Below are 23,893 nucleotides of genomic sequence, written 5' to 3' on the forward strand. Positions count from 1 at the left end.
GGTAATAAAATGGAGGTTCTTTATATGAATTATGATATTGTGAATCAAAATTCTTCTCCTGTAACACCTAAGGAGTTGTCTAGGCATTCTACTGAGTTCAAGCAGGAAATTCTAAATGTAACTGAGGATGTTTATGTGGCTATTGGTTATGGCCTAGCTAATTCCATACTACTGGAAGGAAGGGATGGCGTGATTATCGTAGATACCTTAGAAAGCGTAGAAGCTGCTGTTCCCGTAAAACAAGCCTTTGATAAAATCACATCAAAACCTGTCAAAGCAATCATATATACCCACTACCATAGTGACCATATCGGTGGTGCTGGCGTCTTTGCAGGAAACAATAAAGTCGATGTATATACCCAAGAAGAAACAGTGGAAGAACTGAACAGAGTTGCAATGGTTTCAAGGGCAATCTATAAACGATCCATGGCCATGTTTGGAACTTTTCTAAAAACACCTCCATTTATAAACGATGGAATAGGCCCTTTCTTATATTTAAATAATGATACACAAGTAGCTTATATTCCTCCAAATAAAACCTTCTCAAAGGAAATCTATAGGGTAACAATTGCTGGATTAAACATTGAACTTATTCCTACACCAGGTGAAACCAATGGAGAAATTGCGGTATGGCTTCCCGATAAGGGAGTACTTATTGGTGCAGATACTTACTATAAATCCTTCCCAAATCTATACTCCATACGGGGTACAAAATTTAGAAATCCAGATAATTGGGCTTCTAGTGTTGAACTGCTGCGAAGACTTCAGTCTCAGTATCTAATACCATGTCATACACGCCCAATTGTAGGCCAAAAAAAAATCAATAGGGTATTATCGGATTATAGAGATGCAATACAGTATGTACATGATCAAACCTTGAGGGGAATTAATAAAGGACTTACTCCCGACGAACTTGTAAAAACAGTAAGTCTTCCATCCCGTCTAGCAGATAAACCATATCTTAGAGAATTTTATGGAAATATAGAGTGGTGTATCAAGAACATTTTTTACGGATACCTTGGCTGGTTCAACGGAAATGCCACATATTTGTTTCCCTTATCACTGATGGAAAGAGCGAACCGTTTTGCTCGTCTTTCCGGCGGTGAAACAGCTCTTTTCATGAAAACCCAAGAGGCATTTCTACAAAGGGATTATCAATGGGTATTGGAGCTTACGGATCAACTGCTTTTACTTCCAAACTATCGTAAAGAAGCAATACATATGAAATCCAAAGCCCTTTGGAACCTTGGTCTAATCCAAGGTAATGCTCCTGCAAGGAATTATTACCTAACACAAGCATTAGAAGTAGCAGGTAAGCTTACTATGCCCCCACTTAAAACCGATGAATCAATCTTTCTTAATCTTGAAATAATGACTATCTTAAAGCTAATGGCTATCAACCTAAATCCTAAAAAAAGTTTGAATGTATATATGGCTGCTAAGTTTGACTTTACGGATCTTAAGCAAATATACACAGTCAATGTCCGCTCTGGAGTTGCAATAGTCGAGCCCTATATACTAGATAAACTAAACTTTACAGTAATATGTAGTTCAATTGTATGGAAGTCAATAATCGGTGATATTATCAAACCTAGTAGGGCTTTGCTCAAGGGTGATTTAAAGATAGATGGTAGTATAGTAGAATTTTATAAATTCCTAAGTTTATTTAATGATAGGCTCGTTGATGATAGTCCATTTTAAAAACAAATACTAAATAAAATCTCAGAAATATGGACTTCCTTCACTTTTAGTCAGAGTTTTGTGCATAAAACAACCTATAATAAAACCCCTTGATTTAATTAATACAATGAAATCAAGGGGTTACCCTATATTGGCAAAATTGTAAAATCCAATTGATTAAAGTGCTTTTTTTATACCTAGTATATTTCTAGCCTCATCTGGAGTTGCTATTTCCCTACCAAATTCTCTTCCTGCCCTTACTGCACGTTCAACAAACTGTGCATTTGACTGTGCTAATACGCCCTTTGAATAGAATACATTATCTTCCATACCAACCCTAATATGCCCACCCATAGCAATTGTCGTATACAGTATTGGCATATGTTTTGATCCTATTCCAAAGGCTGACCATGTGGCATTTTTAGGCAATAGTTTTCTTAGGAATACTAGATTTTCTATCTCTGCAGTCATTCCACTAGGAGCCCCAAGACAAAGCTGAAAATGAGGTGGTTCTAATATTATACCCTTCTTAATATAGTATAAGGCATTATAAATCATTCCTGAATCAAAACATTCTATTTCTGGTTTGATATTGTTTTCAATCATTACATTTCCCAATTTCTCTAAAAAGGAAGGGGTGTTTAAAAAAACTCCCTTATTCATCCAATTCATGGACCCACAATCAAAGGATGCAAATTCAGGCTTTAATTCAATAAGATGCTCATATCTTCTTAAATCCGTAGCTCCTAATTCTCCCGATGTAGTTAGATTTATTATTATGTCACATTTCTCCCTAATCAATTTAACAGCTTCTGCAAATAATTCTTTATCCATGGTTCCAGCCCCATCTTTATCTCTTACATGTATATGAACTATAGATGCCCCAGCATTCCAACATCTATATGCATCCTCTGCAATTTCCCTTGGTGTAATAGGAACATTGGGATTATTTTTTTTAGTAGGCCAAGCACCCGTTGGGGCCACGGTAATAATCAATTTCTCCATTTTATTCCTCCTCAAATAAACATAATAATAGCTGTGTCAACATCTATTTATATTCAATTATAGCCACTGGCCTACACCAACCTGCAGTTCCACCCTTTAATTTAACAGGGAAAGCAGCTACCTTAAACCCATAAGCTGGAAGTTCCTTTAAATTAGCTAATTTTTCTATATGACAATATTCATGCTCCTTTCCTACTAAATGACCTTCCCACAATACTGAATTATCGCCTGTTGCTTTGAATTTTTCTACCGCCTTACTAAAAGGTATATCCCATCCCCAAGCATCTATGCCCATTACTTTTATTCCTTGCCTACATAAGTATCTAGTTGCTTCCGCCGACATACCGGGATGTATGGAAAAATATCTTTCATCATATAAATATTTGTCACTATCAGTTCTTATTAAAACTATATCCATTGGTTTTAATCTATAATTTATTTTCTTCAATTGATTTTTGATATCCTCTTCCATTATTGCATAACCCGTTTCTTTTTCATGAAAATCAAGAACTACACCATCTCCATAGCACCATTCTAATGGTATCTCATCAATAGTCTTAGAAGGCTTTCCTTCCGACATAGGAGCATAGTGTATGGGTGCATCTAGATGTGTACCCGTATGTTCCCCCAATGTTACGCTTCCATTTGCCCATAACAATCCATCCTTAAAATCCTCTTTCTTCAGATTAAAAAATTTTGCTGCTTGTTCTGCTCCTTCTTCATGGTAAATCCTTTTAAAGGTTGCTTTTTCAGGCTCCATTGCTTCTGGATCTGTAGCTACAGCTAAATCCACAATTTTTACTTTACCCATTATCCTACTCCTTTCTATCCATGTACTCGGTATATATTGATTATTCTAAATTCCAAGTTTCCCACCTTTTATAAAATGTAATTATATAATTTGCTCAATTAGCATTATCTACTTTTTCAGAAATAATATTATCCACCACTCTACTGCCCTTATCAGTTATTGCAATAGTTCTTTTTAACAATCCCCCCTCTTTTAGATATCCATTTCGTATTAATTTTGAAGCAAATACAGAAAACTTTAATGAATCTAAATCTGATTTATTTACAAAATTATTCAGTTCTTCTTTTCCTTTTTTTATTGCCTTTAAAATACATAATTCATCCTTAGTAAGCCCCTTTTCAAGTAATAGTGCATCTTCCTTTGAAAGCTTAGGAAGCATATTGATTCCTTCCTTGGTGATACTGAATTTGTAAAAACCTGATCCCCTTAATGAATCTCTTTGAATCAATCTATTCTGATCCAATATTTCTATAACTTTATTACTTATGCCCGAATCCACTGCAAGTAAATCTGTAATTTCACCCATTGTATTGAAACCCTTTCTTATTAGTCCTAATACTTTTTCATCGTCCTCACTTAATTTAATATTCCTATTAGTTTGTTTTCCCACTGTTTTCCAATAGCTTTCCCCATAATATTTAGGTTTTGTCATCAAGCTAATAACCGTAGTTAATACCAATGTAATTATTAATCCAAAAACTCCTTGGTGCATATATTGTGTAATCGACCAAATTTTTGTTAAATCTAATATTGTTATTACCATCATGGCACATATACTTATTACTGCTCCCCAGAAAGCCCCTTCTTTAGTAGCTCTTGGCCAAAATGCTCCATAAAATACTAGTACTGCAGGTGGCCCGAGCCATGAATTTGCAAATGCAAATAGATAGGATGGTCCCCCAGGATAAAAGGATAAGAACCATACTAAGATGCCAAGGGTAAGCATTATTATTTTAGCTGGTCTTACTAATTCCTTAGGTTTTGCATTTGGTTTTATCAGTTTGGCGTATATATCTCTAACAGCTGTATTTGTTGCTCCCATATGTGCCGTTGTGGCTGTAGATATTGATGCAGCTAAGGCTCCCAACAGTGCAAAACTTGCCGCCAATGTGGGTACTGCCCTCAAGGATACTCCAAAGGCCGCCATAGGGGATACTCCTCCTGCAAAAACATGAGCTTGATTTACTCCCGAATATATTCCTATTATGTATAAAATCCCATACATTACAAAAAACAATAACAATGATGCATAAATGAAAGAACGTTTTGCTACCCTCTCACTTCTACATGATGCTACTCTCAGCCAATAGTAGTTGTTTCCCCAAACAAGAAACATTCCAAATAATAAAAACATTGTAAACACACTTGGGTATTTTAAACTCATTTCCGGCATAGATAAACCTGTGATACCACTGTTCATGAGTCCAAGGCCACTTGGCCAATTGGCAATAGCGCTAGATAAAGCTCCGAATTTTATCATTAGAGATATTAGCAATGTAGGCAATGCTATAAGTCCAATGATCATTTGTAAAAAATCTGTAAGAGTAACCGCCCAAAATCCTCCTGTATATGTGAATATCAAAAATATCGCAAATATTGCAGAAGTAGTGATTAGATAATTCCATTCAGTAAAACCAGATACTGTAATTGCCATTGAAACTATATTGTTTGCTAATATTCCCAAAAGTCCTAATATAGTAGATATTGTTACAATCGTCCTTGTTCTGCTGTCAAACCTCATCTCCAACCATTCTGGAAGTGTTTGGGCTCCACATCTCCTTATGAATTTTGAAAAAATAAGTCCATAACACATTAGCCCTGCTATCAAGTAAGCTACCCCAAATGATAATGCTCCTTTAACCCCAAACAATACCATAAAACCTGGGCACAATGTTATTGATGTACCCGCATATCCAATAGCTGCTACTCCAAACATGTTAATAATAAGGCTGACTTCTCTTCCCGCAAGAAGGTAGTCTGATGAGTCGTTAATCCATTTTCTAGTAGCATATCCTCCATATAGCAAAACCCCTGCAAATACCACAAACATAACCAGTAACGTAGTACTAATTGTCAACTAAATCACTCCTTTCGTTCTATTTAATATAAGTATTTTGCAAGTACTATGCCAAAAAAATATGTATCTCCAAAAGCCTTATAATATAAGACTTTTGGAGATACATACACAATTTTTCATATTAATTAATGGGTACAAAAGTTCACACTTTTTTCAAAAAATTTATCATAAATATTGGTATTAAAGACTTCACCAAGGGCTGTAAACAATTGTATACGTCAACTTTTATTCACACCTTAACATATAACCCTATATATTATATTTCTTTAATTTTCTATATAATAGAGTTCTCGAAATTCCCAATTTCTTAGCCGCTCTAGTTTTATTGTCACCACAATTTTCTAAAACTTTTATTATGGTCTCTTTTTCCAAATCATTTTTTAAGCTTTTAATCATATATCCATTTCTGTTATTATCAAACTTAGCTTTAACAGTATTTTTACCCACAAAATAGTCACAAAAATGTTCCCACTTCAATTCTTCTCCCCAGGCAAGATTCATAGCTCTTTCTATTACATTTTGTAGCTCTCTAATATTCCCAGGCCAGTTATATTCCATAAGCTTATATTTAGTTTCCTCAGATATCCCGGGTACGCTCATACCCAACTGGAAATTTAACTTTTCTAATAAGCTATCCGCTATCAAAGGTATATCTTCCTTTCTTTTCCTTAAAGGTGGTATTTCTATTTTTATCACATTTAGCCTATAAAATAAATCCTTTCTAAACTTACTTTCTTTAATAAGTTTCTCCAAGGATACATTACTGGCAACTATTATCCTCACATTTATAGGAATACTTCCTTTACCACCTATTTTTTCTATTTCATCTTCCTGGAGGGCCCTCAAAAGCTTAGGTTGCAGATCATAGGGCATTTGATTAATTTCATCTAAGAACAAGCTGCCCCCATTTGCCATTTCAAATCTACCTTGTTTCCCACCTTTACACGCTCCAGTGAATGCTCCACCTTCATAACCAAAAAATTCTGTTTCCAATAGTTCCCTTGGTATTGCGGCACAGTTCACCTTTATAAAAGGGGATGCTTTTCTTACACTTAAATTATGTATAGAATGGGCCACTAATTCTTTTCCACTCCCGGTTTCACCTTCTATCAATACAGTCGATCTTGATCTAGCTGCACTTATTATCAATTTTTTCATATGAATAATCTCAGTACTATTGCCTACGATATTATCTAAGGAGTATTTTGCCCCCCTTATTTTTCTTAATTCTTCTTGATAATATTCTAATTGATGAATCATGGCATTTACCTTAGATGAAAAATTAAGGGCATCCTTCATTCCCCTCATTATTACATGGATGAAGCCGGCGACAACTTCCCCATTTTCTATCACAGGCATATAGGAGGAAAAAACTTCTCTTTCAATCGATCCCCTTGCTATTATTACATGTCCCGTTATGGGCTTCCCACTTTTAAGTACAGTATGTATCATGGTTTCAGGAACAATTTCACGAACATATTTCCCTTTGATTTCCTCTAGTTTTATTCCTCCCATGATTTCAGACCATACGTCGTTTACATATATATATCTACCCTTTGCATCTGTTATAACTACACCATCTAATTGTTCAATTATCAATTTTAATATTCGGGGATTTATTTTTTTTATGTTATCCAATAGTATTTAACCTCCCCACCATATTTCTTAATCCTGTTATTTTCATAATATTCAGGTATTTGTTTTTATAATACTATTCTTAGGTACAGCAGTCAAATAATAATAGGGATCAAATCTTGCTAAGCTATAAAAAAAGTTCAGGGATATGGAGTCCCTGAACCTTTGATTAGATTTTCTTTATAAAAACGACATCAACTTTAGCTATTTTTGTCCTTTATTATAGAAACATATTGAATCTATTCTATATAGATTTTAGAGAAAATAATGAATGCCCCTACATTTTTTCTGTGAAATTTATTCAACTTTGAAGTTGTTTATCTCTAATATTTGAACCTGGATATACTACCTTGCATTTCTTCAGCTAACTTTGCTAATGCTTCCGATGCATTAGACAATTCTGCCATAGCCGCCGTTTGTTCCTCTACAGAAGCCGCGACTTCTTCAGTCCCCGCCGCATTCTCTTCAGAAATAGCAGAAAGATTTTCAATCATTGTAATAATCCCAATATTTTTACTCTGTATTTCTTCACCATATTTGTTTAGCTTTAGTAATATTTCTAAAATACTATCAATTGATTTTGAAATTCCTTCAAACTTAGAATTTGTTTCCTTAACACTGTTAGTTTGTTGAGACACTATATCACTTACTTCATTCATATTTGCTACTGCCATACCTGTTTTATCACTTAGTTCTTCAATAATCATTGATATTTCATCGGTAAATGTATTAGATTGCTCTGCTAATTTTCTAATCTCATCTGCCACAACTGCAAAGCCCTTACCTGCATCCCCCGCCCTTGCAGCTTCAATAGCTGCATTTAAGGCCAATAAATTGGTTTGATCCGCTATGTTCTTTATCATTTGACTCGCATTTTCTATTCTTTCAGCATTATTATTCGTCTCTATGATCACATCATAAACATTTTTAGATGCAACTTGACTTTGATTTGTTTTTTCTACTAATTTTTCTAGAGTTTCAATTCCTTCATTTTTCAGTCTTTCTACCTTTTCTAATGCTTTATTTAAATCACCCATAAGGTTTTGGTTCTCTTCAATAAATTTTACTAAAACGCTAATATCTTCTGCCCCCTGGCCAGTCTCTTTAGCTTGTTCAGTGGCTCCACTTGCAATTTCTTCTACGGTTCTTGCGATTTCATTGGAAGTGAGGGCAGTCTGTTCACTAGTCGCGGCTACTTCTTCCGATGAAGACGCAATACTTGCCGATGTATCTGCTATAGCTTTAATCATTTCTTTAATAGAATCTTTAGTAGTATTGACTGATTTTGAAATATCCCCCAGCTCGTCGTTTTTCTGTAAATACTTTTGAGATAATTCCTTTGTTAAATCTCCTGACGCCATATGGTCTAAAATTTCCTTAAGCTTTACTATGGTTTTAATTGCATAATTTGAAGAGCTTAATAAAAGTATAATTAATATTATAAAAGCAATGATTCCTGAAATAGCTATAATCATTATATTACGATCAATAGCATCATATACACCTTCAACAGAAAGTCCGATATTTAAAGAATCAACATACTCGCCTTCTGTATAAATGTGCATAATCACATTATATACATTTTGCTTTGCAGGTTCATAATAGTATTCCATTGCATAGTTTTCCTTTGAATCAACTGAATTTATTACCCCTTCATTTTCAATTACTGCTCCTACTCTATCTTCATTACTATGGGCAAGCACTTGATACTTTTCATCAATGATTGCTGCATATACTACACCCTCTTTTTCTTGAAGCTGAGTCGTCAAGCTTTGGTAATTAAATCGCTGAGTTAGCTCCTCAACTTTATTGGCCCTAATACCAACTTGCACAAAGCTACCATCACTATGTTTTAAATACCCATATTTATTATAATTATCAGAGTCTGTATCCTTCCTAACCTCTTCCATCAACTCATTTTTATCACTTTTTCTAAAATCATCAACAGGATGTCCCACTGGAGCAACCCAACCTAAATAGCCATCAACAGTAGAATATATTATTTCACCATTGGAGTTATACCAGTATATTTCCTTTACTCCTGTACCCTCTGCAATTTTCTTTAGTAATTCACTAGTCAAACCTTCACTATTTCTAATTGCTGTTTCTCCAGCAACTCTAATTTTGTCCTCTAACATACTATTAATTATTTTCAGGGACAATGTATTGTTTTCAGCTTGTTCTACTACTTGTTTTGCTAAAGCCAAACCATCTTCTCTCATTTGATCTAAAAGACTTTGTCGCATAAACCACGATGAGATCCCCCCTATAACTACAAGTGCTATAAATACAACTACCAAGGGCACTACAATTAGCTTAAACTTGATTGTGGTCTTTTTTGAAGCTAATCTTTGTTTTTTCATAGCAATCCTCCATTTACTCTTTGTAATTTATTTAAAAAAGATTTTTATTGAAATATCTTTTATTCCATATATGTTAGTATAAAGGATTTAGGGTAAATCCTAATTTATCCATATCCAAATATCCCCTATTCCTAGGGATTTTTTATATGTATAAATTAAAGTTTTGACTGGTCCCTCTATAAATTGGATAAATTTATATCGACAAAAGGACAAAAAATTTCTTTAATCAAATAATCCAATAGACCCCTTAATATAACATTTTAGAATAAAAAATATTAAAGCTAGGTTGTTTATAAATTACTGTAGAAGGTAAAAAACCGTGATATATTCTATGTATCTTTTAACAAACTGCAATGGAATCAAGAAATTAATGATATCAAAACACTTATAAAAATGACTGGACTTTTAATAAATAAAGATAATATACTACAAAATTATTTTATAAAGGTATGAATATTCCCATAATTAGTGTATAAAATTACAATATAAGTCAAATGCAATATAATTATTATATTCGACAATTTTTTTGTGACTCCTTTATTTTTTTTGCAATTTAGATAAATATATTATCATTTTCCGACAAATTAATAGACCCTTGATTCATTTGAGACCGAATCAAAGGTTTATTAATTTCTGTAATGTACATATCTATAAAGTTTTAAATTTGGCTTAACTGTTTAACTGGAATATCTATATAGATTTCCAAAAGTTAAACTTAATTTATACATCTCAAAATATCCGATGATTCTAGGGATTTTTGATGTGTATAAATTAACTGTTTAACTAGAATATCTATAACTAATAAATTCCTACTTCATTTTAAATTCATCCATTGACTTATCTACTGTATGAACTATGGCCATTAAGCTTTCAGAAGCTTGTATAATTTGTTCTTCACCACTACTTACCTCTTCTATTTCCTTATTAATACCTTCAACTGAAGAAGCCGCACTTCTCATCTCTTCATTTGTGATTTTTATAAGCTTTTCCATATCCTTACTAGCTTCCGCTTGCTTTATCACTAACAGCGACATCTCCTTTGATATCTGCATAATAGATCCCATAAGAGTCGAAATTTCTTGAGTTTTTTCCATTGTAAGTAAGGATTGTTTACTAGCCTTCTTAGAAAACTGTGAGTTTTCAATAATTACTTCATTTACATTTTTAAATCCAGAAATAATATCCTCTGACAAATATTTTACATTTTCAGCTTCTTTATTGGTCTCCTCCGCAAGTTTTCGTATTTCCTCAGCGACCACAGCAAACCCTTTACCAGCTTCCCCTGCTCTAGCTGCTTCAATAGACGCATTTAATGCAAGAAGATTTGTTTGTCCTGCAATATTAGTAATAACTTCAACGAATCCTTGAATATTACTTATTTTCTCAGAAAGCATACCTACATTCTCAAAAACCTGCTCCGATGAGGACACAACCTGCTTAGAAAGTTCAAGTGTATCTTGTACATATTCAGCAACCTCATTAGTATAATTTGTGGCTAACTGAACCTCCTGAGAAACGGCATTACCCTTTGTGGCGGCTATTTGTGAAGCTTCGTTTACATCCTTGATGGTATTAAATTCAACTTCTACTGTTTCTCCAAGACGATCTACTTTTAGAACGGCATCATTTACATACATTTCTACATTTTTAATATTCTGCTGTGATGCAGATACGATTCCCTGAAATTTTCCCACACTATCCTTTATATTTTGGTTGGTATTATACATCATATGATGATACTTTTCCATAAAAATGTTTAAAACATCTTTTACTAATGAAATCTCATCTTTACTATCATCTTTAAAACGATAAGTCATATCTAAATTTTCTCCAACATAATTAATGTTTTTCACCAATTCTTTTAAAGGAACTATAATTGATAAACTCACACTAAAATTTATATATACAGATAATATTAGTACACCTATAACCCCTATAATCATCATTAAAATTGTATTTTTTACTTTACTGAAATATATGTCCTTACTTGAATTTGCAGTTGTCTCACTATATTTTACAATTTTATCTATACCACCGATCACTCGATCTGCTTTCGTTTTTGTATTTTGTTCATTCAAAAATTTAATAATTTCTTTATCCCTCATACCTCCACGTAATTGCTTAGCAAGTTTAACAATAACATCTTCATAATCGGCAAAAGCCAATTTAACCTCACTTAGAAGTTCCTTATTTTCTTTTGTCTTTGCAGTTTTTTCATATTCACCTAATGCTTCCCTTACATATGTACAATTATCAACCATTGCTTTAATGAATTTTTCATCTCCCGTGGTGGAGCGATAAAAATTAATGATAATCTGATGCATATAAAAATTGGCTCTTTCAGCAGTCAAAATTCCATTTGTTCCTTCATTTACTACCTTATCTACATCTTCATTCATTTGCTTCATATTATAGATTTGAATAGCAGACATACCACAAAAAATTACTGCGAATAACAAAACAACTATAATAAGTCTCTTTTGGATACTGATTTTTCTTAATAAATTAAATTTCATCTTATAGATTCTCCTTTAACGTTTTCCTGGATGTTAATGAATATGTTTCTTCGTAATTTTAAGTTTTTGCATATTTTACCATGCTCCACTATTCTACTTTAATTCCTATTTATATGTCAATAAAAATATATAACTTGTGACTTGTGTCCCATACAGCTTATGACCTGTGCCCCATACAGTTTAAGATTGTATGGTCTGGGGGCACTTTTACTTATGTAGTTCAAAGCCTTTCAAAAGTTTATCCACATGATTTTTCTTTCCATAGATACCTATACCCACTAAATTCAATTCATCGGTTTTAAATTTTGAAACCATTTCCCTATTATCATCATCGTTAAAAGTATTAAAAAGTTCTTCAGTATAAATAGTGACTACAACCTCTTTAGTAAAGGCTTTTTTTAATAGATTCATCATAGAATTCCCTTTATCTGAATAAATCATTATGGGTTGCCCTGACATAGGTAAATACTCTACTCCATTATCATCAATATATGGTTGTCCAATAATATTTTGTGTCCCACCAATTCCACTCATTAAGAATGCCGTAATATTTAGTTTTTGCCAAACCTGTAAGTCTTCCTTTAAAATTACAGCTAATTTAGTATCAAATTTCATATAACTTCACCTATCCTTTCAAATTAAATAATTGAAGAAATCGCATGTGGCTTAGGGACGTTTCATTTGCCACATTTGACCCGTTAACTATTTCATCATTCATTTGGTTTTTAAAATAGCTCTCTCTACTATCCCTGACCTAATTTCTACACCCCTAATAAGCTGACTACTAGCTCCTGTAAACTCTTTTATTTCCTTAATTATATTATCTGCTTCTTGCCTATTTAATTCCCTAACTAAGTATCACAATAATTTTTCTCTATTTTCATTCACCTCAATAACAAATTAGGCCCTCAAATCATATATTTCTGATATTCCAATGGAGTCACTCCAAAAACTTTCTTGAATCTTTTATGGAAATGGCTTAAATCATAAAATCCATATTTATCTACAACTTTTAGTATATCTTCTCCATATTCTAAATCTTCACAAGCTAATTTCATTTTAATATCTAACATGTACTGGTAGGGTGTCATTCCCACCTGCCCTTTGAAGATTCTAATAAAATGATATTTTGAAATATTAAGTTCACTACAAATTTCTTCTAAAGTAAGGGGTTCATAGATGGTCTCATCAATTAAATTGGTGGCCTTAATTACTAGGCTATCTCTTTTAGAAGGGATAATATCTTTAGATGAATGATGTGAATTTCTATCAAATAATGCTTCGACCATTGCAACGAATAATTCATTAACGAGAAATGAATTATTTTCTTTATTATTTACAGCAGTGACTAATGAAGTTAGTTTATATCTCAATAAGTCATCAAATACTACAGTCTTTTGAAAAGAAAAATCTCTAATCTTCTCATCGAAAATTTCTTTCACAATATTCATAAAAAAGGATCTAGGTATATATATCATATAATAACTATAACCATCCTCATACTGACTATATCCATCATGAACTTCCTCAGGATTAAAGAGCATAATCCCACCTTTAGGAACTTTATAATATGAACCATCACAAAAAAATGATTGATAGCCCTTTGTAGTTATACCAATTGCATAATCATCATGGGAATGCTTTATATATTTAAAATCACAAATCGATGCATTTAATATTCTAATTTCTGGTAAATCCGTGGTCTTTATATAGCTAAAATGGTCTCTTAAACCCATAATAATACTCCCTCCATATTTAAATTATACCTCAACTCTAACATATTGTATTGTAAATAATTGCTATTTAACAACGTGGGACTTGGGAATGTGTTCAACGAATTCAAAATATAGTAAATATTCTAAAAATATGTTATAATTGTAAAAAGTTATATAAAATTTGAGGGTTCAAGAAAGGAGAAGATGTTTATGAAAAAAATATTTTGCTACATAATAATAATCCTACTTATTTTTACCCAATTAAATATAGCTACTTTTGCAGAAGATAGAGATAATATCTCAAGAAAGATTCAATATTATACTTATGACGAGGCTAAGGAAGAATTCGTAAAAGACGAAGAATATCGCTTTAAAAGTAGCTTCGCCGGATATGATAAAGAACCAGAACCTATTACTATTGATGGAGAAGAATATTTTATTAAAATTAATAGTATTAAGAAAGATGAAGGGGCTTCGTCAAATCATAGCTATACCGAACTATATAGAATCCAATCCATAGCAAATGGTCAGATCAGTTCAATTAGCAATGAATATACTAAGAAAAATGTGCATTCAACTTCTCATATAACTAAAACGAATAAATCATTTAGTGTTGATGCAAAGGTCTTAAAGGAGATAAGCGAGAGTAAAAGTAGAGAAGTCTTTAATTTAGGATATCAGTATTCAAAGGATTATAGTAGCAGTAATAAGGAGACCACCATTAACTCTATAATAACTAACCAAACTAAAAAATTTAATATTCCCTTAGAATCAATATATGATTTATGTAATTCTGCGGATTTTTACATATTTAAGGATTATGAAGTGTATGATATTGAGGCAGAGATATACTTAAAATATTCAACAGAAGATAAGAATAAAGGCTATACTAAGATTATCCGAAGCCGGGCTGAGCCAAGAGGCAACGCTCATAAGAATTGGCTGCAATGTAAAGAGTGTAATGCCATACTTGTAGAATGGGATAATTCATCTGGCCCAATGCCAAAGGGGAAACTACCTGCGGACGAAAGTAACTACTATCCCTACTGTCAAGTACCTCATGTAGAATTTGCTAATGGTAGAACTCGACACTTTTCACTTGAGGAGTGGGCGAATGTAAATAATAAGATTTACTTCCCCTATAATAAAAATGGAAGTACAAAAGTAAAATTCAAATTCTATAAGCCTATGACCAAAGCAGTTACTTTGCCTTGGAATATAGAATATATCAACAATAATACTGAGATTGAACTTAACAAGCCTATAGAATTGTTCCCTAAGGGTGCATCAGAAACTGTATACCATGAAGGGAGAAACTATTTATTTACTGTTGTTGAGAGTCCACTAGTGGATAGTAATTATGCAATTGACTTGTCTACTGAGTCCATAGCATCTATTTCAAAGGGGGTTACAGAAGAGATTTCCTGTGATAAGAATATTACAACAATTACTTCCCACTCTTCTGTCGTTTCAAGCTCTCATGGTTTTTCAGCAGGGCTTAAGCTAAAATTCGCTAGTTGGCTAACAGGTGCCTTGAATTACTCTCAGAAAAAAACCAAAATAACTGAGAATAATGATGAATATACAGATAGCAAGAATTATCAATGGACATCGACATTTGAAATGCCCCAGGGATTTATTAATGCTGGTTATGACTGTATTATGGTATTTCTAACAAAGGATGCTATGAGATATAAGGTAACGGGTGAAATTACTCCAATCAATACCGATGGCTCCCTTGACTTAAGTAAAAAAGAAACAATCGTATATTATCAATCTGTTGAGTTTCCACGAGCTATATCAAAGCCATTAAAAGTACTACCCACTTCTACAACTCGATCACTAGAAGAAATTCTTTTAGATGATTAGCAGATAGCGAACTGACGGTTATAATAAAGGAAATTTGCCTTTTGTCTAAAAAGAGAGCTAAAAGTCATTAAGACTTGGCTCTCTTTTCGGCGTACAGCGTGGATTGGGGACGTTTCCTTCGCCACTCTTAAATATCCCGTCATTTTATTTTCCTTTTAAAGTAGCCCTCTCCACTATCCCTCGTCCAATTCCTAGTACCCTGCTTAGCTGTCTATTATTGACTCCTGTAAATTCTTTTATTATTGACATTGAGTTTTCTTTTCTCTATACTTTCTATGTAGTGTTAGTACATATCATTAAAATGATAATCAGAATATAATCCCATAGGGAAGAAAGGACTCTTAATATGAATATCGTTGTATTAAATGGTAGCCCGAGGTCAGATGGTAACACCTCTGCATTAATAAAACAACTATCAAAAGGAGTTGAATTATCGGGAAAGCATCAAATTGAAACCATCAATGTAACAAAGAAAAACCTACTTGGATGTCTAGCCTGTGAGGGATGTAGAAAAAATGATGGTAACTGTGTTTTAAAGGATGATAGTTCAGAAATTATAACTCAACTTGTAAACTCAGATATGATTATTTTCGCAACTCCTGTATATTGGTGGGGCGTATCTGCACAATTAAAAATCGTAATTGATAAATTTTACAGTACCATGCATCTTAACACATTGAAAAACAAAAAAATCGGCGTATTATCCGTTGGCGCCGGCGAACTTTCAAATCCTCAATATGAATTGATCTCTCAACAATTTGTCTGTATATCTCAGTTTTTAGATTGGGAAATACTATTTGATGAATCCGTTTCAGCATATGAGCGTAACGAAGTACTTAAGGATGAAAAACTACTTAACAGATTTAAATCTCTAGGTACTAACCTATAGTAATTGAGGAATTGCATAACTCTAACTTGGCAAAATTCCATAAGAATATAAAAAAGCAGAAAAAGAGTCAGTCTTTTTCTGCTTTCCCATTGATTACCCTAATAAAGGAAAATTACAATAGACTAATCTTCCATGAATCAATTTTCCTTCCGGGAATTTCTTTTTACAAATCTCCTGTTTGTAAGGACATCTACTGTAAAATCTACAACCTTCTGGCTTTATCATAGGACTTGGAATTTCTCCTCCTAATAATTGCTTAGGTTTATTTCTCGATTCTAAGTCCATTTTAGGTACTGAATCTATAAGATACTTGGTATAAGGATGTTTTGGATTTTCATAGATTAATTCAACATCCCCTACTTCACAAAGCATTCCCAAGAACATAATACAAACCCTATCTGCAATATACCGAACAACTCCAAGATCGTGGGATATAAATAAATAGGATAAATTTTTATTTTTTTGTAATTTTCCTAATAAATTTAGTATTTGTGCTTGAATTGATACATCTAATGCCGATACTGGTTCATCACATACTATGAACTCTGGATTTAGTGCAATAGCTCTAGCAATTCCTATTCTTTGTCTTTGTCCCCCAGAAAACTGACTTGGATATCTATCCATGTGTTCTTCACTTAAGCCAACACTCGTGAGCAATTCAATAACTCTATCAAGTCTTTCCTTTTTACTACTGAATAATTTATATGATAAAAGCGGTTCCTCGACTAGTCTTTTCACAGTCATCTTTGGATTTAAAGATGAATATGGATCTTGAAAAATCATCTGCATATTCCTTTTAATCCCTTTTTTAGCCCTATTTGAGCCATTAAATATGCTTCTACCTCTGTACTTTACATCTCCTTCTGTTGGATCAATAAGTCCTAAAATTGTTCTTCCCAAAGTAGTTTTACCACATCCAGATTCTCCTACTAATGCAAGAGTTTCTGATGAATAAATATCTAAGTTAATATTATTTAAGGCATACACTTTGGATTTACCCTTCGTTCCTATTCCACCATTGATGAAATGCTTAGAAAGATTCTCAACACTGATAATTTTTTCTTTATTCATTATTCTCATTCCTATTCTTATATAAAAAACACCTAACTTCATGATTATCTTCTATATAATATAATTCAGGCTTTTTTGACTTGCATATATCCATTGCACAGCTACATCTAGGATAAAATCTACACCCTTGTGGCACATCAGAAAAATCAGGTACTCTTCCAGGTATTGTAGATAGTTCGTCCTTTTTTCTACAAACTTGTGGGATAGAATCTATTAGTGCTTTTGTATATGGATGTTTTGGATTCCTAAATAAATCATAAACTGAAGCTCTCTCTACAATTTGTCCGCTGTACATAACATATACATAATCACAAGTTTCACATACAACGGCTAAATCATGGGTTATTAAAAGTATTGAAGAATCCATAGTATTTCTTAATTTCTTCATGAGTTCAAGAATCTGGGCCTGTATTGTCACGTCTAAAGCAGTAGTAGGTTCATCTGCTATTATTAACTTAGGTTTTAATATTATTGCAATAGCTATTACTATTCTTTGATTTAAGCCACCTGATAGTTGATGTGGGTAATCATTGTATCTTTTTTCTGGTTCTGGAATCCCCACCGCCTCAAATATTTCAATTACTTTCTTTTTAGCTTCCTTTGAATCAATATTTAAATGAATCTTAAGAACTTCTTTAACTTGATCTCCTACCCTATGGAGTGGATTAAGAGCTGCCATGGGTTCTTGAAAGATTATTGATATGTCTTTACCTCTAATATTTTTCATTTCTTTTTTTCCCAACTTCGTCAATTCTATACCATCAAATTCAATACTTCCTCCTAGAATCTTAACTGGCGACGATAGTAATTGAATTATTGAAAGGGCAGTCATACTTTTCCCGCAACCAGATTCACCTACTAATCCAACTATTTGATTTCTATATATATCCATATTAACGCCATTCACAAATTCAATAGATTTTTTCTTTGTATTAATCCCAATTTTTAAGTTTTTAATATTAACTATATTATTCATATTATCACCTAACATCCCTTGTTGAAGAATCTAGCATATCTCTTAGACTATCTCCTAAGAAGTTAAAACTCATTGCAATAATTAATATGAAAACTCCTGGTGCAATTGAAATCCAAGGGGCATCAAACAAGTATGTTCTACCTTTAGATACCATTACTCCCAAACTCGTAGCCGGTGGTTGAGCTCCAAATCCTAAAAAACTTAACCCTGCCTCAGCCAATATAGCCTGGGGTACTTTCATAGTATAAAGTACTATTAAAGTAGAAATTATATTTGGCAAAATATGACGATACATTATTGTGAATTTACTCACACCCATTGACTTAGCAGCTTCTATATATGTATTTTCTTTCAATGCTATAGTTTCTGCCCTTACAACCCGTGCTATTCCTGCCCAACCAACAAGTACCAAAGCTAAAAATAAGTTGAACAAACTAGGTCCAAAGTTATAAACAATTGCCATTGCCAATATAATAAATGGAAAAGAGAGTATGATATCAACAATTCTCATAATAATTGCATCTACAATTTTTCCAGATAATCCCGATAAAACCCCTACAATAGTTCCAATTATCATATTAATAGTAGTAGGAGCAAAGCCCATTATTAATGATGTTCTAGTAGCAAAAATAATTCTACTAAATATATCTCGACTTAATTCATCGGTCCCTAAAAGATGTTCTAAGGAAGGTCTTGACATATTGTTTTCAAAATCTGTTGCTATGGGATCATATGGGGCCACTTTACTAGCAAATATAGCTATAAAAATCATTAATGTGATTATTAATAGACTTGCAAACCCTAGTTTCTGTTCTGCTATAAATCTTACTAGTACATTTTCTTTTTTTCTTTTGATTTTAGTTTTAATATCTACCCCTCCTTAGGGACATTAAAATAAATAACTGGAGTTGTACAAATTTTAAATAGCTAAAATCACCAACTCCTTTTACCCATAAAAAAAGCATTTCAAATTATAACTAAAAAATACTCTATTTCTTTAAACTTTAAGCAATATTTTAATACGTATTAATCATATCGAATTCTCGGGTCAATTAGGGCATATATAATATCCGCCATTAAATTACCTAAAATTATTAGTGAAGTACTTAAAATAATTGTTCCTTGCAGAAGTGGCATATCCCTATTAGTCAATGCTGATATAGACAATGTTCCTATTCCAGGTATACTGAATATATTCTCAGTAATCATCGCTCCACCAAGTAAAGATGTGACTTGAAGGGCAATAATAGTTATAACCGGTAAAATAGAATTTTTTAATGCATGAAATATCACTATTTTTAAGCTGTTTTGTCCTTTACTAATAGCTGTTTTAATATAATCTTTACCCATAGTCTCGATCATATTAGCTCTTACCAGTCTAGAAATCGAGCCTGCCATACCCCATCCCAAGACAATGGATGGAAGTATCAGATGGATTGGTTTATAGAATCCAGATATTGGAACAAGTTGCAGCTTATAAGCTACTAAATATTGTAATAATATGGCCATCCAGAAAGAAGGGGTAGAAATCCCAAAAACTGAAAAAGCCATAATCAATTTATCTAGAAAAGAATTCTTTCGTAAAGCCGCAATTATACCCGATGGTATGCCTATAATCCAAGCTACCATAGTTGCCGCAATAGTAAGTTTAATTGTATTTGGCAAAGCATTAGCAATTAGCTCTCTAACCGGTTGATTCATTACAAAGGAAGTTCCCATGTCCCCTTTAATCAAATTTTTTAAGTATTTTATAAACTTTATATGAACAGGGTCGTTTAGATGAAGTTGTTCACTTATCCTTTTAACAACTTCAGGATCTATTCTTTCACCCAAAAGAACACTTACAGGATTCCCAGGTATTAAATTCATAAGCACGAAAGTAAGAAATATAACTCCTATTAAAATAGGAATTGTAATACAAATTCTTTTTGTAATGTACTTAGTCATAATTTCTCCTTTCTTGAACATTAATTAAAAGCATAACCCTGCGGTTATACTTTTAATTAATTTTTTATCAATATTATTTATTATATGCTGGATCAATTTCTACATCATAGGTAGATCCTGCGGCCCATCCTTGCCATGATAAATGAAAGTTTTTAAGTCTTGGGCTTACTACCCATTCACCTTTGGTGGATGCAAGTGGAAAATAAAGTGCCTCATCTTGTGTGATCACTTTCTCTAACTCTTGATAAGATTTTATTCTTTCTTCTGGATCTACTGTAACATCAGCAGCTTCGATAGCATCACTAAGTTTTTTTCTTTCCTGTCCATAAAATTCTACTTCATCATCATTTATTGTATAACTACTAAAGAATTCTCCAGGGTCTGGTGCCCCTGCAGTCATTGGTCCTACAGTTATTCCATATTCATTATTATTTCTATCTCCTCTAATATCCCAATATGCTCCCATATCAACATTCTTAATCTGTACTTTAATTCCAATTTGTGAAAGCATTGATTGAAGTGCTTCGTTTATTGAATGTGTATATTTACTTGCACCATTTTGTAATAAAACCAAATCAAATCCATCAGGATATCCTGCTTCTGAAAGAAGATTTTTAGCCTTTTCTAAATCATAAGGAATTTTTGGTAAATCAGGATTATATCCCGGTATCATTGGAGGTATACAACCATTCATTATAGTTCCTGTTCCATTAAAGAAATTCTTATTAATTATATCCCTATTTATAGCTAATTGGATGGCTTTTCTAACTCTTACATCTTTGATTGGTTCAGATTTTTCATTAAAAGTAATAAATGTCAAACCAGGTCTATCATTGGATAATACATAATCCTTCCACTCTGGTGATTGCATATAATGATCATATGTAGCCTTAGATTTGATTTTAATTAAATCAAGTTCTCCATTTTCAAACATCATTCTAGCAGTTGAAGCATCAACATTGATTAAATATCTTAATCCATCAATATGTGCAGCTCCTTTAAAATACTCATCATTTCTTACTAAATTAATTTCTTGCTCTTGTTTCCAATCCTTAAACTTTAAGTATCCAGTACCAACTGTATATTCTGGATCAAAACCAAATTTATCTTTACCCTCTTCTACTGCTTTTCTATTAAAAATAGAAGCAGGTGCATCGGTTAAAGAAGCTAAGAAAGGTGCATACTCTTTTTCAAGTGTTATCTCGACATTGTAATTATCAATAACTTTTACACCACTAACACTATCTGCCTTACCTTCTAATCTATCCTTTGCTCCTTCAATAATTTCAAAAATCCAGCTATTAATTGTTGCCTGTTCTGGATCCATCATCTTATCAATTGTGAATAGAACATCATCGGCTTTAAACTCTTCACCATTATGGAATTTTACTCCCTTTGCTAAATGGAAAGTATATACTTTGCCATTCTCGCTTACATCCCAAGATTCTGCTAAACTCGGAACTATTTTCACTCCACCATTCCCATCGGGTTCAGCTTCTACTAATCTATTATAGATTTGTAAAGGAATAAAATAGTCAGCATTAGTTTTTTGAATATCTAATGTCTTAGGGTTTTGAAATAAAGTAAGAACCATTGTGTTTTCATTAGGGCTCTTATATTCTGCAACTTCTCCTGTTAATTTTTCTTCATTGCTCACTGCTTTATCTGCTACTTCAGTTTTTTTATTGTTACTACAACCTATTAACATTACTGAAAAAGCAAGCAATATTAGCAACACAATGTTGAATTTTTTAAATTTTTTCAAATCAATTCCTCCCTTTCAAATTAAGTCCGAGGATAATTATAACACCACCAATTTTATATTTCAATTTATTTGTCTAGTTTTGTCTATTAATCTTTCAAATGTATTTATTTGTACCTATTAAAAATTTTTATCTGCCAAAATGGCTTTGGGACGTTTTGTTTCCCACCCTTGAATATCCCGTCATTCTATTTCCCTTTTAAAGTAGCCATCTCTACTATCTCTCGGCCAATTCTTAGCCCCATGCTCAGCCGCATATTACTACTGACTCTCTTAACCTCTTTAATTTCCTTAATTAAATTATTGTAATATTTAATTCCTTAATTAAGTATTACAATAATTTTTCTCTATCCTCATCATCAATGAATATATATCTTGTCCATTCCCCCTAATCATAATGTGATATATACCTGTACCCCTCTTTTCTCTTTTTTGCCTTGGAATAAATTATCCCACATTACTATGTTACTCTATTTCTACGTATCAAAGGAAACTTCCCCTTGCCACAAGGAGTTTTGAACATATAAAAAACCATGATTCAAACTGTGACTTAAACCATATCCTTGCCGCAAAGCAAATCATATGTTTGCCATTAATTCTTATAAAATATAAATTAAAAAGATTGCATAAAAAATCACAGATGCAATCCTATATTATATAATAACCATATCTTACTTATGGAAACATAAATACTATTTAATGTTTAGTATCTGATCTAACTTAACACATTTAACCATATCTTTTTTTGACTTTCTGGCGTTTATATTAATAATTTTATTTTCATCTTTTGGATACTACATTTGATTTAGTAAAGTTTTCTTTATTTGATCCGCTTTATCAAATACATCATTTTGGGCAATTTTGAGGCCTATTAATTCTGTTATCATAGGAACATCATATCCCTTTGTCCCTTATCACGCAATTATTTGCTAAAATCCGTGTCATAAATATAGCGCCAATCATTAAATTGACGCTACACATTTTTTATTATTTCCAATGCCTGCTTGACAGGGAGCAGTTCACAGTCCACCTAGCTTTATTTATTTTATACTAATATACATTAGTTAGATATTCATTCTTTCTTTAGATTGTTAAGCACCTCAATAACTTCGTCTCTATCCATTCCTAGTTGAATCGCTTCTTCATAAAGCATTTTTATTAATGCTTTGTCAATATCTAGATATTCTACTACAGAGCTTTTCCCTTGATAAAATATACTTTTAGGATATTGGTATGTATCATTTAAGAGACCTAATGATTGCGTTAATTCTTCCCTAATAATATGATCTCTATCTTTTTTATTTTTTATATTACTAGAAATATAGATTTTAGTTCTACTAATCTCATTTTTGTTATTAGTAACCACATAAGCAGCACCTCTTAATCCACTTTTACAATCTGGAAATACTTCTTTATATTTCATTGGTGAAATAAAGTGTATTTGTCAATTGAAAATTCCCCTAATTTCTAATTAAACTTTCCCCTAGGGGAGTAAAAAAAATTATTGATTTTGAAGCCAAAGCTTTGTTTCTTTTAGTCTATAGGAATTGCCATTCATATTAACTATATATGATTTA

The 23,893-nt window shown here is 32.5% G+C and carries 17 protein-coding genes; 3 read left to right on the top strand and 14 right to left on the bottom strand.

Features of this window, described 5'->3' with window-relative positions:
• Positions 1-24: 24 nt before the first annotated feature.
• Positions 25-1,701: an MBL fold metallo-hydrolase gene (locus tag N4A68_08230; protein MCT4564297.1), complete on the top strand. Its 1,677-nt coding sequence runs from the start codon at positions 25-27 to the stop codon at positions 1,699-1,701.
• Between the two features lie 156 nt (positions 1,702-1,857).
• Here the strand turns inward: N4A68_08230 and N4A68_08235 are convergent, their stop codons facing one another.
• From N4A68_08235 to N4A68_08270, 8 genes are all read right to left on the bottom strand, one after another.
• A complete protein-coding gene (locus tag N4A68_08235) occupies positions 1,858-2,685 on the bottom strand; it encodes a 3-keto-5-aminohexanoate cleavage protein (protein ID MCT4564298.1) in 828 nt (275 codons plus the stop codon).
• Positions 2,686-2,728: 43 nt separating this feature from the next.
• Complete coding sequence (locus N4A68_08240; GenBank protein MCT4564299.1) at positions 2,729-3,496, bottom strand: cyclase family protein; 768 nt, start codon at positions 3,494-3,496, stop codon at positions 2,729-2,731.
• A 94-nt stretch (positions 3,497-3,590) separates the two neighbouring features.
• Positions 3,591-5,573 carry a sodium:solute symporter family protein gene (locus tag N4A68_08245; GenBank protein MCT4564300.1) on the bottom strand — a complete coding sequence of 661 codons (1,983 nt, stop codon included), beginning with the start codon at positions 5,571-5,573 and terminating at the stop codon, positions 3,591-3,593.
• A 249-nt stretch (positions 5,574-5,822) separates the two neighbouring features.
• Complete coding sequence (locus N4A68_08250) at positions 5,823-7,211, bottom strand: sigma 54-interacting transcriptional regulator (GenBank protein MCT4564301.1); 1,389 nt, start codon at positions 7,209-7,211, stop codon at positions 5,823-5,825.
• A 320-nt stretch (positions 7,212-7,531) separates the two neighbouring features.
• The gene (locus tag N4A68_08255) at positions 7,532-9,571 is read right to left on the bottom strand and encodes a methyl-accepting chemotaxis protein (GenBank protein MCT4564302.1); all 2,040 of its coding nucleotides are present in this window, start codon (positions 9,569-9,571) and stop codon (positions 7,532-7,534) included.
• An 809-nt stretch (positions 9,572-10,380) separates the two neighbouring features.
• Positions 10,381-12,087, bottom strand: a complete 1,707-nt coding sequence (locus tag N4A68_08260; protein MCT4564303.1) for a methyl-accepting chemotaxis protein — start codon at positions 12,085-12,087, stop codon at positions 10,381-10,383.
• Positions 12,088-12,294: 207 nt separating this feature from the next.
• Positions 12,295-12,702, bottom strand: a complete 408-nt coding sequence (locus tag N4A68_08265; protein MCT4564304.1) for a DUF2000 domain-containing protein — start codon at positions 12,700-12,702, stop codon at positions 12,295-12,297.
• Between the two features lie 293 nt (positions 12,703-12,995).
• The gene (locus N4A68_08270; GenBank protein ID MCT4564305.1) at positions 12,996-13,823 is read right to left on the bottom strand and encodes an AraC family transcriptional regulator; all 828 of its coding nucleotides are present in this window, start codon (positions 13,821-13,823) and stop codon (positions 12,996-12,998) included.
• Between the two features lie 189 nt (positions 13,824-14,012).
• Here N4A68_08270 and N4A68_08275 point away from each other — a divergent pair, with 189 nt between their 5' ends.
• The gene (locus N4A68_08275) at positions 14,013-15,671 is read left to right on the top strand and encodes a hypothetical protein (GenBank protein MCT4564306.1); all 1,659 of its coding nucleotides are present in this window, start codon (positions 14,013-14,015) and stop codon (positions 15,669-15,671) included.
• Positions 15,672-16,017: 346 nt separating this feature from the next.
• Positions 16,018-16,560: a flavodoxin family protein gene (locus N4A68_08280; GenBank protein ID MCT4564307.1), complete on the top strand. Its 543-nt coding sequence runs from the start codon at positions 16,018-16,020 to the stop codon at positions 16,558-16,560.
• Positions 16,561-16,653: 93 nt separating this feature from the next.
• Here the strand turns inward: N4A68_08280 and N4A68_08285 are convergent, their stop codons facing one another.
• The 6 genes from N4A68_08285 to N4A68_08310 form a co-directional block, all read right to left on the bottom strand.
• Positions 16,654-17,631 (bottom strand): ABC transporter ATP-binding protein, encoded by a 978-nt coding sequence (locus N4A68_08285; protein MCT4564308.1) that lies wholly within the window; start codon positions 17,629-17,631, stop codon positions 16,654-16,656.
• Positions 17,624-18,607 carry an ABC transporter ATP-binding protein gene (locus N4A68_08290; GenBank protein ID MCT4564309.1) on the bottom strand — a complete coding sequence of 328 codons (984 nt, stop codon included), beginning with the start codon at positions 18,605-18,607 and terminating at the stop codon, positions 17,624-17,626. Before N4A68_08290 ends, N4A68_08285 begins: the two co-directional genes overlap by 8 nt.
• Before the next feature lie 4 nt (positions 18,608-18,611).
• Positions 18,612-19,475, bottom strand: coding sequence for an ABC transporter permease (locus N4A68_08295; GenBank protein MCT4564310.1), 864 nt, complete (start codon positions 19,473-19,475; stop codon positions 18,612-18,614).
• A gap of 158 nt (positions 19,476-19,633) precedes the next feature.
• Complete coding sequence (locus tag N4A68_08300; protein MCT4564311.1) at positions 19,634-20,554, bottom strand: ABC transporter permease; 921 nt, start codon at positions 20,552-20,554, stop codon at positions 19,634-19,636.
• 73 nt (positions 20,555-20,627) lie between these two features.
• Positions 20,628-22,319, bottom strand: coding sequence for an ABC transporter substrate-binding protein (locus N4A68_08305; GenBank protein MCT4564312.1), 1,692 nt, complete (start codon positions 22,317-22,319; stop codon positions 20,628-20,630).
• A 1,069-nt stretch (positions 22,320-23,388) separates the two neighbouring features.
• A complete protein-coding gene (locus N4A68_08310; protein ID MCT4564313.1) occupies positions 23,389-23,682 on the bottom strand; it encodes a DUF2927 domain-containing protein in 294 nt (97 codons plus the stop codon).
• Between the last annotated feature and the right edge of the window lie 211 nt (positions 23,683-23,893).

This window comes from Maledivibacter sp., assembly GCA_025210375.1.
Classification (GTDB): Bacteria; Bacillota; Clostridia; order Peptostreptococcales; family Caminicellaceae; genus JAOASB01.

Excerpts from the sequence above, each read along its gene's own strand:
- N4A68_08280 (MCT4564307.1), top strand. The coding sequence starts at position 16,018 with ATGAATATCGTTGTATTAAATGGTAGCCCGAGGTCAGATGGTAACACC.
- N4A68_08290 (MCT4564309.1), bottom strand. The coding sequence starts at position 18,607 with ATGAATAATATAGTTAATATTAAAAACTTAAAAATTGGGATTAATACA.
- N4A68_08260 (MCT4564303.1), bottom strand. The coding sequence starts at position 12,087 with ATGAAATTTAATTTATTAAGAAAAATCAGTATCCAAAAGAGACTTATT.
- N4A68_08275 (MCT4564306.1), top strand. The coding sequence starts at position 14,013 with ATGAAAAAAATATTTTGCTACATAATAATAATCCTACTTATTTTTACC.
- N4A68_08265 (MCT4564304.1), bottom strand. The coding sequence starts at position 12,702 with ATGAAATTTGATACTAAATTAGCTGTAATTTTAAAGGAAGACTTACAG.
- N4A68_08270 (MCT4564305.1), bottom strand. The coding sequence starts at position 13,823 with ATGGGTTTAAGAGACCATTTTAGCTATATAAAGACCACGGATTTACCA.
- N4A68_08285 (MCT4564308.1), bottom strand. The coding sequence starts at position 17,631 with ATGAATAAAGAAAAAATTATCAGTGTTGAGAATCTTTCTAAGCATTTC.
- N4A68_08300 (MCT4564311.1), bottom strand. The coding sequence starts at position 20,554 with ATGACTAAGTACATTACAAAAAGAATTTGTATTACAATTCCTATTTTA.
- N4A68_08240 (MCT4564299.1), bottom strand. The coding sequence starts at position 3,496 with ATGGGTAAAGTAAAAATTGTGGATTTAGCTGTAGCTACAGATCCAGAA.
- N4A68_08235 (MCT4564298.1), bottom strand. The coding sequence starts at position 2,685 with ATGGAGAAATTGATTATTACCGTGGCCCCAACGGGTGCTTGGCCTACT.
- N4A68_08230 (MCT4564297.1), top strand. The coding sequence starts at position 25 with ATGAATTATGATATTGTGAATCAAAATTCTTCTCCTGTAACACCTAAG.
- N4A68_08255 (MCT4564302.1), bottom strand. The coding sequence starts at position 9,571 with ATGAAAAAACAAAGATTAGCTTCAAAAAAGACCACAATCAAGTTTAAG.